Genomic DNA, 14,371 nt, shown 5'->3' with positions numbered 1-14,371 from the left:
GCTATCTCGCTCCCTGGGATTCACGCCAGGTCCTGAGCTCTTCGCGCAAGGCGTCCTGCTGCCTTGCCAGGTCCTCCAGCTGATCGCTGGTCGCGCCGCGCGTCTTCTGCCGCAGCTCTCTCGATTTGCGCAGGATCTCCGCGACCTTGGGCGGCAGAGGCTTGGTACGTTGGCCGCGCTTGGAGTCCTTGCTCTGCCGGTCGGTTTCGTCGCGAAGCGCATTCTGCTCCCGGAGCAGATCGTTCAGCTCGCGCGCAATCTCGTCCATCTCTTTCTGCTCGGCGCTGGGCGGCCCCGGAGGATTTTCCAGCGCGCGGGCCAGGCGGTCCAGCTCGCGCGCCGCCGCTTCGCGGTTGCCGCGCTGGATCAGCCGCTCGATGCGCTTCATCTGGTCGTCGAGGCCGATGGCCGGCCGCGCCAGCGGATTGCTGCGCATCTGCTGCGCGTACTGGCGCATGTAATTGTCCAGCGCGGTCCGCAGATTGTCCATGAGCTTCTTGAGCTCTTCGTCGCTGGCGCCGCGCTGAAGCGCCTGCTTGAGCGCGTCCTGCGCCGCGCGCAGCGCCTTGGCGACGTCGCTGATGTTGCCGTCCTCGATCGTCACCGCGAGCGCCCACAGGCTCGCCACGACCTCACGCAGGGAATCGTCGGTGCGCGCCGCCTCGAGCTGGCGTGCGACGCTATGCAGGCCGAGATATTGCCCGGCTTCCGGCGTGAACATCTCGGGCGCGATCATCAGCGCGTCGAGCGCGGCGTAGACGTCGGAATTCTTGTTGGCGTCGAGCGCCAGGATGCGGCGCTGCTCGATCAGCGCGCGGGCGAGCGGCTTGGTGAACAGCCGGCCCGGCAAGCGCATGTTGAAGGGCTCGCTCTTCGCCTCGTTGCCGGCCTCGTCCTTGGCGGTGAGCGTCAGCGTCACGTCCGCACCGGAATAAGGATCCTCGCTGAGGTCCTTCACGGTCTGGCCGACGCCGTTGCGGGTCCGCGCATTGGGCAGGGTCAGCGCGAATTGCGGCGGCTGGAACAGCGGCCGCGCGGCCTTGCCGTCCGCGTCCTTGGTTCCGTCCTTGTCTTCGGTTGCGCGCGGAACGAATTGCGCGGCGGCGCCCGTGACGCCGTAATCGTCCTCGATCTTGTAGGAGAGCTGCAACGCGCCGTAGGCCTGACGCTCGGGATCCTTGGCGAGCGCGATCGTCGGCGCGCGGTCCGGCGTCGCCGCGAAGGCCCATTGCGGCTGGCCGGAAGGTGCGCGGACATGCGCAGTGCCGTCGCCGGTGATGGTAAAATGCTTCTCGTTGGTGCCCTTCGGCGCGGCCTCGGTGGGCGCGACCTCCTTGAGGCCGCCGGAGGTGACGACATCGAGGCTGCTACCGGAGGAGCGCACGATCAGGGTCGAGCCGGCCGGAACTGCGAGTGGGCCGCTCGCAGGCAGCGCTGCGGCCTCCTTGTTGGCGGCCGACAGGATGACCGGCGGCTTGCCGGTGTAGAGCGGCGGGGTGATCCAGGCATCGACGCGGACGTTGGTCGGCGCCAGCACGCCGTTCCAGTCGAACGCGGCACCCAACCGCATCGCGCGTTCGTCGCCGGCGGCGAAGAAGGTCGCGACCAGCATCACCATGACCAGCGCGCGCAGCGCCCAGGGATCGTGCAAGGCGAGGCGCGGATGCGGCAAGCCGGCACGAATGCGCTTGAGCGAAGCCAGCGTGCGCTCGCGCTGCGCCTGCCACAGCGCCAGCGCGACCGGGTCTTTCGAGCTCAGCGTGTCCGTCAGGGTCGTCGCCGGGCGGTGACGGATACCGGAGCCACGGTCGAGCCGGCTCAGAGCCTCGTCGCGGCCCGGCCAGCGGAAACGAATCAGCGGGACCAGAGCGGCGATTGCGACGCCGGCAAAAGCCACGAGACCGATGGCACGGATGACGGACGGCAGCACCAGCCAGAGGCCGGCCCACGACACCACCAGGAACAGGCCGACGACGGTCAGCACCCGCGCCAGATGTGGCCAGGCACGTTCCCACGCGATGGCATAAATGGCCCGATCGAGGGCCTGCGCCAGCTTCAGCCGCGAGAGAGCGTCGCCATCGCGGATCGGGTCTGACGGGTCGGGGGTGACGCCGTTCAATCAACTCTCCAGGTTGCCCGGTAGAGAAGCGTAGCACAACGGCAGCACTGAGGCATCCGTTCCGGTACGGGAGTGCCCCCTTTTCCCGCATAACACGAGGACGTGACTGGCCGGGCGCAACCCCGTAATTTCCACGCGCCATTCCCAAGGGAAACGCAAGGGAAATAGAGGGAACGCCATGGAAAAGAAGATGCACGACAAGGGCCTGGAAGTCCGCAAAGCGGTGCTGGGCGAGGCCTATGTCAACAATGCCCTGAAGAACGTCGACGATTTCAACCGTCCGTTCCAGGAGATGCTCAACGAATATTGCTGGGGCACCGTGTGGGGCCGCGAGGAACTGCCGCGCAAGACCCGCAGCATGCTCAACATCGCCATGATCGCGATCCTCAACCGCCAGCACGAGTTTCGCGCGCATCTCAAGGGTGCGCTGACCAACGGCGTCTCCCGCGACGAGATCCGCGAGATCCTGATGCAGGTCGCGATCTATGGCGGCATGCCCGCCGCGGTCGACAGCTTTCGCATCGCGCGCGAGGTGTTCGCGGAGATCGACGGCAAGGCGTGAGGAAAGGCTTGATGCCAACCTCTCTCCGACGTCGTCCCGGGGCGCGCGAAGCGCGAGCCCGGGACCCATAACCACAGGCAGATGTGGTTAGCGGGACTCGGAGTGACCGCTTTCGCGCAACAACTCCTCCCTGCGGATATGGGTCCCGGGCTCATCGCTTCGCGATGCCCCGGGACGACGAGCGTAAAATGTGACCCCGCTCTCACGCACAACAACAAACAAAGGAAACACCATGCATATCGGATTCATCGGCCTCGGAAACATGGGTTTCCCGATGGCGCGGCGGCTGATCGAGGCGGGGCACAAGCTCGTCGTGTTCGATACCCGCAAGGAGGTCGTCGACAAGCTCGTGGCGCGCGGCGCCACCGCTGCAACCTCGCCGAAGGATGTCGCCGACCAGGTCGAGACGGTCATGGCGAGCCTGCCCTCGCTGCAGGCGTCGCTCGAGGTTGCGACGGGTGCGAACGGCGTGATCGAAGGGAGCCGCGCCAGGCGCTTCATCGATCTCTCCACCGTCGGCTCGACGATGGCGGCGAAGATCCACGGCCTGCTGGCGAAACGCGACATCGTGCAGATCGACTGCCCCGTCTCCGGCGGCGTCGGCGGCGCCGAGAAGGGCACCCTGGCGGTGATGGTCTCAGGGCCCAAAGCCGAGTTCGAGCTGCTCAAGCCCGCGCTCGACGTGATCGGAAAAGTGTTCTTCATCGGCGAGAAGCCGGGCGCGGCGCAGACCATGAAGCTCGCCAACAATTTCCTGTCGGCGACCGCGATCGTGGCGACCTCGGAAGCGGTGGTGATGGGCGTCAAGGCGGGGCTCGATCCCGCGGTGATGATCGACGTCATCAATGCCGGCTCCGGCATGAACACCGCGAGCCGCGACAAGTTTCCACGCTCGGTGCTGCCGCGAACGTTCGACTTCGGCTTCGCCACGGGGCTGATGGTGAAGGACGTGCGGCTGGCGCTGGAGGAGATGAAGTCGCTCGGCCTGTCGATGGAGGTCGCGGACGCGGTCGGACGGCTATGGGAGACCGTAATCAGCGCGGAAGGCGCCGAGTCCGATTTCACGGCGGCGATCAAGCCGATCGAGAAGAAGGCGGGCGTTGTGGTCGGTGGGAAGGGTGAATTGGCGGGGAAGTAGCCGCCCCGCACGCTCGTCGTCCCGGGGCGTGCGAAGCGCGAGCCCGGGACCCATAACCACAGGCGGATGTGGTTACGGGGACTCGGAGTTACAGCTCAGCCAACAACTACACCCTGTGGTTATGGGTCCCCGCGTACGCGGGGACGACAGCGAAATTGTTGAAGCGCCTTACCGCCCCTCAATCCGTCACAACCACGGCGCCGGCGTATCCATCGCGATCAGCTGCTCGACCTCGACGCGCGGGCGCACCACGGCGTATTGATCGCCCTTCACCAGCACCTCCGGCACCAGCGGCCGCGTGTTGTAGGTGCCGGCCTGCACCGCGCCATAGGCGCCCGCGGTCATGATGGCGATGAGATCGCCAGGCTTCGGCGTCGGCAGCGTGCGATCCAATGCGAGATAGTCGCCGGTCTCGCAGACCGGGCCGACGACGTCGGCCATGATCGTGGCGGCGCCCGCGGCCGGCTGCGTCACCGGCAGAATGTCGTGATGCGCCTCGTACAGCGTCGGGCGGATCAAATCGTTCATGGCGGCGTCGATGATGACGAAATTCTTGCCGTCGCCGTGCTTCACATAGATCACCTTGGCGACCAGGATGCCGGCATTGCCGACGATCATGCGGCCCGGCTCGAACATCAGCGTGCAGCCGAGATTGTGGCTGACGCGCTTGACCATGGCGGCATAGGCGTCGGGCGCCGGCGGCGCCTCGCGGTCCATGTAATAGGGAATGCCGAGGCCGCCGCCGAAATCGACGTGGCTGATGTTGTGGCCGTCGCTGCGCAGCGTCTGCACGAATTCGGAGAGGATGCGGAACGCGGTCTCCATCTTGGAGAGATCGGTGATCTGGCTGCCGATATGCACGTCGGTGCCTGTGACCTCGATGCCCGGAAGTTTTGCGGCGCGCGCATAGACCTCGCGGGCATAGGCGATCGGAATGCCGAACTTGTTCTCGGACTTGCCGGTCGAGATCTTGGCATGCGTGCCGGCATCGACGTCCGGATTGACGCGCACGGAGATGCGCGCGGTCTTGCCCATCTCGGTCGCAAGCCGCGACAGCAGCTCGAGCTCGGGCTCGGATTCGACGTTGAGGCAGAGGATGTCGGCGGCCAGCGCGGCACGTAATTCGGTTTCGGTCTTGCCGACGCCGGAGAACAGGATCTTGCTGGCGGGAATGCCGGCGGCCAGCGCACGCTTCAATTCGCCGCCGGAGACCACGTCGGCGCCGGCCCCGAGCTTGGCCAGCGTGCGCAGCACCGACTGGTTGGAATTCGCCTTCATGGCGTAGCAGACCAGCACCTTCTCGCCGGCGAAGGCGTCGGCGAAGACGCGGTAGTGCCGCTCGAGCGTCGCGGTCGAATAGCAATAGAACGGCGTACCGACGGTTGCGGCCAGCTCGGACAGGTTCACGGCCTCGGCGTGCAGCACGCCGTTGCGATAGTCGAAATGGTTCATGGCGTCGGCTCAGCTATCCCGGCTCATTTTTTGCCGGGAGGTTCGTCCAGGAGCGGGTCGAGGATAAACGATTTCTTCTTGCCCTTGGCGGCGGCAGGCGCTGCGTCCGCACCGTAGCCGGGATTGAACACGCTCGGCGTCCTCTGGGCTTCGGTCTCGGTGTCGGTTGGAGCTGCGACATTGGCCGTGGATGCACTGGAGGCGGTCGGCGGCAGATCCAGCGGGCCCTTGCGGCCACAGCCGGCAAGCGCGAGCGCCGTCAGGCTCAAGACAATGATGGCCCACCCCGAGCCGGCCGGGCGAAACTTTGACGTCACGACGAAATCCCCACTACGCGGGCCGCACCATACAGAGATTGGCGCGCTCTGGCGAGAGCCGGATGACCATGAAACATAAGCGAAATTTTGCCCTCAGCCCTATTTCCGCTCTTTTTCCAGCCGCTTCGCCCAGGCCTTGGCCTGCGACGCCACGTTCTTCGGCGCGGTGCCGCCGAAGCTGGTCCGGCTCTTCACCGACGATTCGACCGAGAGCACACCGAACACGTCCTTGGTGATCTTGGGCTCGATCGCCTGCATCTCCTTCAGCGGCAGCTCGTGCAGCGCCACGCCGCCCTCGGCGGCCTTCGCCACGATGCGACCGGTGACGTGGTGGGCGTCGCGGAACGGCATCTTCAGCGTCCGCACCAGCCAGTCGGCAAGGTCGGTCGCGGTGGCATAGCCCTCGCCCGCCGCCGCCTTCATCTTCGCTTCGTCGGGCACGAGATCGCGGACCATGCCGGTCATGGCGCGGATCGCGAGCGACAGGGCAGCAAAGCCCTCCATCGCGCCCTGCTTGTCCTCCTGCATGTCCTTTTGATAGGCGAGCGGCAGGCCCTTCATCACGATCAGGAGGCCGTTGAGCGCGCCGATGACGCGGCCGGTCTTGGCGCGCACGAGCTCGGCGGCATCCGGGTTGCGCTTCTGCGGCATGATCGAGGATCCCGTGGTGAACTTGTCGCTGAGGCGGATGAGACCGACCAGCGGCGAGGTCCAGATCACGATCTCCTCGGCAAAGCGCGACATGTGCACGGCGCAGATCGAGGCCGCCGACAGCGTCTCCAGCACGAAGTCGCGATCGGAGACCGCATCGAGCGAGTTCGCCATCGGACGATCGAAGCCGAGCGCCTTCGCGGTGGCGTGGCGGTCGATCGGGAACGAGGTGCCGGCCAGCGCGGCGGCGCCGAGCGGCGATTCATTGAGCCGCTTGCGCGCGTCCTGGAAACGGCCGCGATCGCGCGCCGCCATCTCGACATAGGCGAGCAGATGATGGCCGAAGGTCACGGGCTGCGCGGTCTGCAGATGCGTGAAGCCGGGCATGACGGTCGCGGCATGTTCGAGCGCGCGATTGACGAGCGCGGCCTGGAACGCGGCGAGCGCTGCATCGGTCTCGTCGAGAACGTCGCGGACATAGAGACGGAAATCGGTCGCAACCTGGTCGTTGCGCGAACGCGCGGTGTGCAGCCGGCCGGCGGCGGGGCCGATCAGCTCGGACAGGCGGCTCTCGACGTTCATATGGATATCTTCGAGGGCACGCTTGAACGTGAAGCCGCCCTTGCCGATCTCTGACAAAATCGTGTCTAGACCCTTGCCGATATTTTTCGCATCAGAGCCCGTGATGATGCCCTGCGCGGCAAGCATCGCGGCGTGCGCCTTGGATGCGGCAATGTCCTGGGCGAAGAGGTGACGATCGACGTCGATGGAGACGTTGATCTCTTCCATGATCTCATCGGGACGTTCCGAGAACCGGCCGCCCCACATCTTGTTGCTCATGATCCCCTGCTCACGCCTTGCTTGCCGCTGCTGCCGCACGTTTGCTGGCCGGAGCCAGCCGTATTAAGAGGCCCCTGATAGCCATATCTGCGACCGGATGACAAACGATATGCTCGACAAGACGCCCTCCGCCACGCGCCGGATCCCCCTCGTCATCGCCACCGTGGCGATCGGTGGGCTGGCCGGCTTCGCCGCGCTGTACGGGCTGGGCCTGAACCGGGCGTCCTCAGGCGATCCGGCCTGCCGGGCCGCGGTGGCAACGGCGCAGAAAATCGCCCCCCTCGCCCATGGCGAATTGGCCGCCCTGACCATGGCGAGCGCGCCGCTAAAACTGCCCGACCTGGTCTTCGAGGACGCCGACGGCAAGCCGAAGAAGCTGTCCGATTTCCGCGGCAAGACGCTGCTGGTCAATCTCTGGGCCACCTGGTGCGTGCCCTGCCGCAAGGAAATGCCGGCGCTGGACGAGCTCCAGGGCAAGCTTTCGGGCCCGAATTTCGAGGTGGTGGCGATCAACATCGACACCCGCGACGCCGAGAAGCCCAAGACGTTCCTGAAAGAGGCCAATCTGACCCGGCTCGGCTATTTTAGCGATCAGAAAGCCAAGGTTTTCCAGGATCTTAAAGCCATAGGCCGGGCCCTGGGCATGCCGACCTCGGTGCTGGTCGACCCACAGGGCTGCGAGATCGCGACGATCGCGGGGCCGGCGGAATGGGCGAGCGAGGACGCGCTCAAGCTGATCCGGGCTGCGACGGGCAAGGCCGCCGCGTCGCTCTAGGCGGTGTGTACTAAGCCGTGACGTTTAGGTTGCCGCCGACGCCGGCGCCGACATTGGCGAGCGAAGGCTGACCGGCGCCGAGCAGCGTCAGGACGGTGGATTTCTCCATATCCGCGTTCTGCTTCATCAGCGTCGCCGAGATATTCGACTGTAGCGCGCCTTGCTGAGCGGCCAGCATGGTGCTGACCATCGCCATCATGTCCATTACGCAAACCCTCTTACCGGGCGCAGCCTAGGGGCGAGCGGTTAACGCGACATGAATTGTCACGGTGCGGATGCACGGCCTGAGGGCGAGAGCGCCGTAGGGTGGGCAAAGCGGCTTGTCCGCCGTAGCTCGAAGAGCGAAGGCGGAAGCGTGCCCACCAATTTCCACCGCATAATTGGAGAGATGGTGGGCACGGCGCTTTGCGCCTTTGCCCACCCTACGGCATCGGAAATTGGATCAGCGCGTCGGAACCGGCTTGGCGCCGCGGTAGTCGTAGAAGCCGCGCTGGGTCTTGCGACCGAGCCAGCCGGCCTCGACGTATTTCACCAGCAGCGGGCACGGGCGATATTTGGAATCGGCGAGGCCCTCGTGCAGCACCTGCATGATCGACAGGCAGGTATCGAGGCCGATGAAATCGGCGAGCTCGAGCGGGCCCATCGGATGATGCGCGCCAAGCTTCATCGCCGCGTCGATGGCCTCGACATTGCCGACGCCTTCATACAGCGTGTAGATCGCCTCGTTGATCATCGGCTGCAGGATGCGGTTGACGATGAAGGCCGGGAAATCCTCGGAGACCGCGACCTGCTTGCCGAGCTTGGAGACGAATTCCTTGGACGCCTCGAAGGTCTGGTCGTCGGTGGCGATGCCGCGGATCAGCTCGACCAGCTCCATCAGCGGCACCGGATTCATGAAGTGAATGCCGATGAAGCGCTCGGGCCGGTCGGTGGCCGCGGCAAGCCGCGTGATCGAGATCGAGGAGGTATCGGAGGCGACAATCGCCTCCGGCTCAGCACCGCGCAGAGCTCGTGGAAGATCTTGCGCTTGACCTCTTCCTTCTCGACCGCGGTCTCGATCACGAGGTCGCAATCGGCGAGGTCGTCGAGCTTCTCGGCGAGCTTGATGCGGGCCATCGCCTTGGTCTTGTCGTCCTCGCTGACGGCCTTCTTGGAGACCTGGCGCGCCAGATTACCGTTGATGGTGGCCATGCCCGACTTGAGCCGGTCGGCCGAGACGTCGTTGAGCACCACGTCGAAACCGGCCAGCGCCGCGACATGCGCGATGCCATTGCCCATCTGACCCGCGCCGATCACGCCGACCTTCTTGATCACTGCCGCCATAATGTCATCCACCGGAACGGCGCGCAGATCGCGCCTGCCTCATCCCCCGAGCCGGGAGGTCCGATTTAATCAGAAACTCGATTAGATCAGAATCCTGGCTCGAAACCTAGATTGGATCGCTTCCCCGGCGTGCCCCACGCCAAAGAAAACGCCTTGAAAAAGAAAAACCGGCCGGAGTGTACCACTCCGGCCGGTGTTTTTAGCGCGTTTTTACTTGCCGAGCTTGGCGAGCGCTTCGGTGAGCTCAGGAACCGCCTGGTAGAGGTCGGCGACCAGGCCGTAATCGGCGACCTGGAAGATCGGCGCGTCCTCGTCCTTGTTGATCGCGACGATCACCTTGGAGTCCTTCATGCCGGCCAGATGCTGGATCGCGCCGGAAATGCCCACCGCGACATAGAGCTCGGGGGCCACCACCTTGCCGGTCTGGCCGACCTGCCAGTCGTTCGGCGCATAGCCGGCATCCACCGCCGCGCGCGAGGCACCGACGCCGGCACCGAGCTTGTCGGCGAGCGGCTCGATGTACTTGGCGAAGTTCTCGCGGCTCTGCATGGCACGGCCACCGGAGACGATGATCTTGGCCGAGGTCAGCTCGGGGCGGTCGCTCTTGGCGACTTCCTCGCCGACGAATGACGACAGGCCCGGATCGGCCGCCGCAGCGACGTTCTCGACGGCGGCGCTGCCGCCTTCACCCGCCGCCGCGAAGGTCGACGTGCGCACCGTGATGACCTTCTTGGCGTCCTTCGACTTCACCGTCTGGATGGCGTTGCCGGCATAGATCGGGCGCTCATAGGTGTCGGGGGCGACCACCTTGGTGATCTCGGAGACCTGCATGACGTCGAGCAGGGCTGCGACACGCGGCATCACGTTCTTGAAGCGCGAGGTCGCGGGGGCGACGATCGCGTCATAGCCGGAAGCCAGCGAGACGATCAGCGCGGCGAGCGGCTCGGCGAGATCGTGGGCGTAAGTCTCGCCCTCGGCAAGCAGCACCTTCTTTACGCCGGCAAGCTTGGCGGCAGCATCCGCCGCAGCCTTGGCGTTCTGGCCGGCCACCAGCACGTCGACATCCGCGCCGAGTGCGGCAGCCGCGGTCAGGGCCTTGTTGGTCGCGTCCTTCAGCGACGCATTGTCGTGTTCGGCAATCAGAAGCGTCGTCATCAGAGCACCCCGGCTTCGTTCTTGAGTTTCGACACCAGCTCGGCGACGTCCTTGACCTTGACGCCCGCCTTGCGGCCCGCCGGCTCCGTCGTCTTGAGAACCTCGAGACGCGCGGCGACGTCGACGCCGTAATCGGCAACGGTCTTCTCCGCGATCGGCTTCTTCTTGGCCTTCATGATGTTGGGCAGCGAGGCATAGCGCGGCTCGTTGAGACGGAGATCCGTGGTGACGATTGCCGGTCCCTTCAGCTTGACGGTCTGCAGACCGCCGTCGACTTCGCGGGTGACCTTGAAGTCAGAGCCTTCGACCTCGAGCTTCGAAGCAAACGTCGCCTGCGACCAGCCGAGCAGCGCGGCCAGCATCTGACCGGTCTGGTTGCTGTCGTCGTCGATCGCCTGCTTGCCGAGGATGATCAGGCCGGGCTGCTCTTCGTCGGCGATCTTCTTCAGAATCTTCGCGACCGCGAGCGGCTCGACGATGCCCTCGACCTTCACCAGGATGCCGCGGTCGGCGCCCATGGCGAGACCGGTGCGGATCGTCTCCGAGGCCTGCGCCGGTCCAATGGAAACCACGACGACCTCGGTGGCCTTGCCGCCTTCCTTCAGGCGCAACGCTTCCTCGACCGCGATTTCGTCGAACGGGTTCATCGACATCTTCACGTTGGCGAGTTCAACGCCCGATCCATCGCCCTTGACGCGGACCTTGACGTTGTAATCAACCACCCGCTTTACCGGCACCAAGACCTTCATCGATCCTCTTTCACTCAATTTGGGAGGGGGGTTATCAACTGGCGCGGAACCTAAAGGCCTGATCCGGCCCGGTCAACGCGCGACAGGGCCAAATTTTAGACCTTAGAAATATCGACCTCAATGGGTCAGCGATTCTGGCCCGGAACCCAGAGCACGTCGCCGGCGCCGTTATGGTTGGCGGCACGGCTGGCGACGAACAGGAAGTCGGACAGGCGGTTCATATACTGGATGCCAGCGGCGCCCACGGGCTCGCCGGGCCGGGCCGCCAGTTCCACCATCACGCGTTCCGCCCTGCGGCAAATCGTACGGGCAACGTGGAGGTAGGCGGCGGCCGGCGTGCCGCCCGGCAGCACGAAGGAGGTGAGCGGCGCCAGCTTGTCGTTGAGCGCGTCGATGTCGCGCTCGAGCCGCTCGACCTGGCTTGCCACCACCCGCAGCCGCTCGGCCTTGCCTTCACGCTCGGGCACTGCGAGGTCCGCGCCGAGGTCGAACAGATCGTTCTGGATGCGGCCGAGCATCGCGTCGAACTCGGGCATGTCATGGGTGTGAAGCCTGACAACGCCGATCGCGGCATTGGTCTCGTCCACGGTGCCATAGGCTTCGATGCGCAGATCATATTTCGGACGGCGCTCACCCGTTCCGAGCGCCGTCGTGCCGTCGTCACCGGTCTTCGTATAGATGCGATTCAGCGTGACCATTTTTAACGCCCCATCGCCCAGACTGCGAGCATGGCAATCACGATCGCCACGAACTGAAGCAGCACGCGCCAGCGCATCAGCTTCTGCGAGGTGTTTGGCGAGCCGCCGCGCATCATGTTGGCGAGACCGAGCAGCAGCACCACCGCCACGGCGCCGGCCGCTACCGGCAGGATGAAAGTACTCAGGAGAGATGCCATTTGGGGTAGATAACACCGTGCTTGCGGATGCGCCATGGTGCCGCGGCAGCCGCCGCCGTCATTCCGGGGCGATGCGAAGCATCGAGCCCGGAATGACGACGGGGGCGCTTCGCGATCTGGCTTTTAGGTCAATAATATCAGATGGTAGTGCGATGATTTCTGGTCTGCGCCAATTGCCCGGCTTTTTCGCCTCTCCCCGCGCACGGGGCGAGCGAGCGGCATCTGTCGTGTAGGTGGGCGCGTGAGGGCAATCCGCACCATCTACGTCGTCGTGGAAGACGCCTTCTACACCTTCCTCGCCGACGACGGCTGGGCGATCGCGAGCCATATCGCGCTGTCGACGCTGATGGCGCTGTTCCCGTTCCTGATCGTGCTGACCTCGCTCGCCGGCTTCTTCGGCTCCAAGGAACTTGCCGATCAGGCCGCAAGCCTGATGCTTCAGGTCTGGCCGAAGCAGGTCGCCGATTCGATCTCGGGGGAAGTCCACGACGTTTTGACCACGACCCGCACCGGCGTGCTGACGATCGGCGCAGCGCTGTCGGTGTATTTCGCCTCCAACGGCGTCGAGGCGCTCCGCGTCGCGCTGAACCGCGCCTATGCGGTGGTGGAGATGCGGCGCTGGTACTGGCTGCGCCTTGAATCGATCGGCTACACGCTGGTCGCGGCCTTCACCGCGCTCGCGATGGCGTTCCTGATCGTGCTTGGCCCGCTCTTCATCGAGGCGGCGCGGCGCCATATCCCGCTGTTCGTCGAGTCCAACGAGAGCATCCTCACCTGGCTGCGCTACGGCATCACCGTGGGTGCGCTGGTGGTGGCGCTGATCATCCTGCATGCCTGGCTGCCGGCGGGACGGCGCGCCTTCCTCCAGATCCTGCCCGGCATCGTCTTCACCATCGTGGCGTCGCTGATCTCGGGCATCGTGTTCGGCCAATATCTGGCGCGCTTCGCCAACAACTACGTGACGATGTATGCGGGGCTCGCCTCGGTGATCATCGCGCTGGTGTTCCTGTATTTCATCGCCGCGATCTTCGTCTATGGCGGCGAGCTCAACGCCGCGATCATCAAGTCGCGGCTTCCTCACGGCGTTTCGCTTCAAGCAGCGCAGTCGCTAAAGCGCGCGGAGACACAGGCTTGACCAGGAAGGCGTCGGCGCCGGCCTCGCGCGAGGCCGCCTCGTCCTCGCCGCGGCCGGACACGCCGATGATGGGGATCTGAGCCAGCGGCGCCGGCATGGTCCGGATCCGCCTGATGGCCTCGACGCCGTCGATGCCAGGCAGCACCATGTCCATCAGCACCGCATCGAACGCGCCCTGCGCGAGCCGGTTCACCGCGTCCTCGCCGCGCCCGATGAACTCGGCATGGTGGCCAAGCTCGGTCAGGATGGTGTTGAGCACGACGCGGCCGAACGGACTGTCCTCGACGCTGAGCACGCGCAGCGCGGCCATCGCATCCGCCTCGGCTTCGCCCTTCGACTTGCGGGACTTGCGCGATTCCGTCGCGTCGAGCGACATCGTCAACGTGAAGGTGGCTCCGCCGCCGCGCCGCGGTGCGACCGTGATGTCCCCGCCCATCGCGCGCGCCAGTTGCTTGACCGAGGAAAGGCCCAAGCCGGCGCCGCCGAAGCGCGAGGCGATGGTGACATTGGCCTGGGTGAAGGGGCGGAACAGCCGCTTGATCTCGGCCATGGTCAGGCCGATGCCGCTGTCGGACACCGCGAAGGCGACGCCGACCTTGCCCTTCGCCTTGTCTCTGGCCTTGCCTTTGGCGGGACGCCAAGGCGCGACCGCGAGCGCGACACCGCCCTGCTCGGTGAACTTGACGGCATTGTCGATCAGGTTCTCGAGCGCGGCGCGCAGGCGGACGGAATCGCCGACCACCAGCCCCGGAAGCTTCTCGGAGATATCGACCTGGGCCTGGAGGCCCTTGGCCGCGGCGCGTCCGGCGAGCGAATCGCCGGCGCTGCGGGCGAGCGCACGCAGATCGAACAAATCCTGCCGCAAGGCACTTCCACCCTTGCCCGCCCCCTTGCCGGTCCTGGCGGCATCGACGAACAGGGTGGCAAGGCTCGCCAGATGCTCGGCACCGGCCTTGATGGTGTCGGCCCAGCGCCGCTCGCGCTCGCCGAGATCGGAGGTGGCGAGCAGGTCGCTGATCGCGAGAATACCGGTCAGGGGGGTACGGACCTCATGGGCGAAGGCGGCGAGTGCGGCCTGGACCACGTCCGGCGCCACGGCCTTGGCGCTGCGCTTGCGCAACCGGCCGGTCGCCCCGGACCGCTTCCGAGGCGGTCGCCTGGACGTTCGCGTGGTGCGCGCTGAGCGCGTTTTCGCCGCCATGAATCCCTTCGAAGGGTCCCCTTCGATCCCCAGGCTCTCAAGCCAGCATCGCACGGCGG

General features: G+C 65.6%; 14 protein-coding genes and 1 pseudogene. 4 read left to right on the top strand and 11 right to left on the bottom strand.

The features are described 5' to 3' along the window. Position 1: 1 nt before the first annotated feature. Positions 2 to 2,119, bottom strand: coding sequence for a TIGR02302 family protein (locus tag HAP41_RS07785; protein ID WP_166103807.1), 2,118 nt, complete (start codon positions 2,117 to 2,119; stop codon positions 2 to 4). 178 nt (positions 2,120 to 2,297) lie between these two features. Between HAP41_RS07785 and HAP41_RS07780 the strand changes: the two genes are divergently transcribed. Both HAP41_RS07780 and HAP41_RS07775 read left to right on the top strand, forming a co-directional pair. Beyond that, positions 2,298 to 2,681, top strand: coding sequence for a carboxymuconolactone decarboxylase family protein (locus HAP41_RS07780; protein WP_166103810.1), 384 nt, complete (start codon positions 2,298 to 2,300; stop codon positions 2,679 to 2,681). 232 nt (positions 2,682 to 2,913) lie between these two features. Next, positions 2,914 to 3,819, top strand: coding sequence for an NAD(P)-dependent oxidoreductase (locus tag HAP41_RS07775; RefSeq protein ID WP_166103813.1), 906 nt, complete (start codon positions 2,914 to 2,916; stop codon positions 3,817 to 3,819). A gap of 186 nt (positions 3,820 to 4,005) precedes the next feature. Here the strand turns inward: HAP41_RS07775 and lysA are convergent, their stop codons facing one another. The 3 genes from lysA to argH form a co-directional block, all read right to left on the bottom strand. After that, a complete protein-coding gene (gene lysA / locus HAP41_RS07770) occupies positions 4,006 to 5,271 on the bottom strand; it encodes a diaminopimelate decarboxylase (protein WP_166103818.1) in 1,266 nt (421 codons plus the stop codon). Positions 5,272 to 5,294: 23 nt separating this feature from the next. After that, positions 5,295 to 5,588 carry an LPS translocon maturation chaperone LptM gene (gene lptM, locus HAP41_RS07765; RefSeq protein ID WP_063985789.1) on the bottom strand — a complete coding sequence of 98 codons (294 nt, stop codon included), beginning with the start codon at positions 5,586 to 5,588 and terminating at the stop codon, positions 5,295 to 5,297. Positions 5,589 to 5,687: 99 nt separating this feature from the next. Then, positions 5,688 to 7,079 carry an argininosuccinate lyase gene (argH, locus tag HAP41_RS07760; protein WP_166103821.1) on the bottom strand — a complete coding sequence of 464 codons (1,392 nt, stop codon included), beginning with the start codon at positions 7,077 to 7,079 and terminating at the stop codon, positions 5,688 to 5,690. A gap of 109 nt (positions 7,080 to 7,188) precedes the next feature. Here argH and tlpA point away from each other — a divergent pair, with 109 nt between their 5' ends. Next, complete coding sequence (tlpA, locus tag HAP41_RS07755; protein ID WP_166103824.1) at positions 7,189 to 7,854, top strand: thiol:disulfide interchange protein TlpA; 666 nt, start codon at positions 7,189 to 7,191, stop codon at positions 7,852 to 7,854. Positions 7,855 to 7,864: 10 nt separating this feature from the next. Here tlpA and HAP41_RS07750 read toward each other — a convergent pair whose 3' ends face one another. From HAP41_RS07750 to HAP41_RS07725, 6 genes and pseudogenes are all read right to left on the bottom strand, one after another. Further along, a complete protein-coding gene (locus HAP41_RS07750; RefSeq protein ID WP_015688853.1) occupies positions 7,865 to 8,059 on the bottom strand; it encodes a hypothetical protein in 195 nt (64 codons plus the stop codon). A 237-nt stretch (positions 8,060 to 8,296) separates the two neighbouring features. Next, a pseudogene (locus tag HAP41_RS07745) lies at positions 8,297 to 9,177 on the bottom strand (3-hydroxybutyryl-CoA dehydrogenase). 210 nt (positions 9,178 to 9,387) lie between these two features. Further along, positions 9,388 to 10,332: an electron transfer flavoprotein subunit alpha/FixB family protein gene (locus tag HAP41_RS07740; RefSeq protein ID WP_063985793.1), complete on the bottom strand. Its 945-nt coding sequence runs from the start codon at positions 10,330 to 10,332 to the stop codon at positions 9,388 to 9,390. Continuing rightward, the gene (locus HAP41_RS07735; protein WP_166103829.1) at positions 10,332 to 11,081 is read right to left on the bottom strand and encodes an electron transfer flavoprotein subunit beta/FixA family protein; all 750 of its coding nucleotides are present in this window, start codon (positions 11,079 to 11,081) and stop codon (positions 10,332 to 10,334) included. Before HAP41_RS07735 ends, HAP41_RS07740 begins: the two co-directional genes overlap by 1 nt. Before the next feature lie 125 nt (positions 11,082 to 11,206). Continuing rightward, a complete protein-coding gene (locus HAP41_RS07730) occupies positions 11,207 to 11,779 on the bottom strand; it encodes a cob(I)yrinic acid a,c-diamide adenosyltransferase (RefSeq protein ID WP_014491644.1) in 573 nt (190 codons plus the stop codon). 2 nt (positions 11,780 to 11,781) lie between these two features. After that, positions 11,782 to 11,976, bottom strand: a complete 195-nt coding sequence (locus HAP41_RS07725) for a twin transmembrane helix small protein (protein ID WP_166103834.1) — start codon at positions 11,974 to 11,976, stop codon at positions 11,782 to 11,784. Positions 11,977 to 12,217: 241 nt separating this feature from the next. On the opposite strand from HAP41_RS07725, the gene HAP41_RS07720 reads away from it, so the two are divergent. Continuing rightward, positions 12,218 to 13,111 (top strand): YihY/virulence factor BrkB family protein, encoded by an 894-nt coding sequence (locus HAP41_RS07720; protein WP_166103836.1) that lies wholly within the window; start codon positions 12,218 to 12,220, stop codon positions 13,109 to 13,111. On the opposite strand, the gene HAP41_RS07715 is transcribed toward HAP41_RS07720, so the two are convergent. Next, on the bottom strand, positions 13,038 to 14,312 hold the full coding sequence (locus HAP41_RS07715) for an ATP-binding protein (protein WP_166103840.1): 1,275 nt from the start codon (positions 14,310 to 14,312) through the stop codon (positions 13,038 to 13,040). The genes HAP41_RS07720 and HAP41_RS07715 overlap by 74 nt on opposite strands. Positions 14,313 to 14,371: the final 59 nt, after the last annotated feature.

The organism is Bradyrhizobium barranii subsp. apii (assembly GCF_011516635.5).
Taxonomy (GTDB): domain Bacteria; phylum Pseudomonadota; class Alphaproteobacteria; order Rhizobiales; family Xanthobacteraceae; genus Bradyrhizobium; species Bradyrhizobium barranii.
Note: the sequence above shows the minus strand (reverse complement) of the source record. Positions and strands in the feature narration are given on the sequence as shown.

Excerpts from the sequence above, each read along its gene's own strand:
- argH (WP_166103821.1), bottom strand. The coding sequence starts at position 7,079 with ATGAGCAACAAGATGTGGGGCGGCCGGTTCTCGGAACGTCCCGATGAG.
- HAP41_RS07735 (WP_166103829.1), bottom strand. The coding sequence starts at position 11,081 with ATGAAGGTCTTGGTGCCGGTAAAGCGGGTGGTTGATTACAACGTCAAG.
- HAP41_RS07715 (WP_166103840.1), bottom strand. The coding sequence starts at position 14,312 with ATGGCGGCGAAAACGCGCTCAGCGCGCACCACGCGAACGTCCAGGCGA.
- HAP41_RS07730 (WP_014491644.1), bottom strand. The coding sequence starts at position 11,779 with ATGGTCACGCTGAATCGCATCTATACGAAGACCGGTGACGACGGCACG.
- HAP41_RS07725 (WP_166103834.1), bottom strand. The coding sequence starts at position 11,976 with ATGGCATCTCTCCTGAGTACTTTCATCCTGCCGGTAGCGGCCGGCGCC.
- HAP41_RS07775 (WP_166103813.1), top strand. The coding sequence starts at position 2,914 with ATGCATATCGGATTCATCGGCCTCGGAAACATGGGTTTCCCGATGGCG.
- HAP41_RS07780 (WP_166103810.1), top strand. The coding sequence starts at position 2,298 with ATGGAAAAGAAGATGCACGACAAGGGCCTGGAAGTCCGCAAAGCGGTG.
- HAP41_RS07740 (WP_063985793.1), bottom strand. The coding sequence starts at position 10,332 with ATGACGACGCTTCTGATTGCCGAACACGACAATGCGTCGCTGAAGGAC.
- tlpA (WP_166103824.1), top strand. The coding sequence starts at position 7,189 with ATGCTCGACAAGACGCCCTCCGCCACGCGCCGGATCCCCCTCGTCATC.
- HAP41_RS07750 (WP_015688853.1), bottom strand. The coding sequence starts at position 8,059 with ATGGACATGATGGCGATGGTCAGCACCATGCTGGCCGCTCAGCAAGGC.
- lysA (WP_166103818.1), bottom strand. The coding sequence starts at position 5,271 with ATGAACCATTTCGACTATCGCAACGGCGTGCTGCACGCCGAGGCCGTG.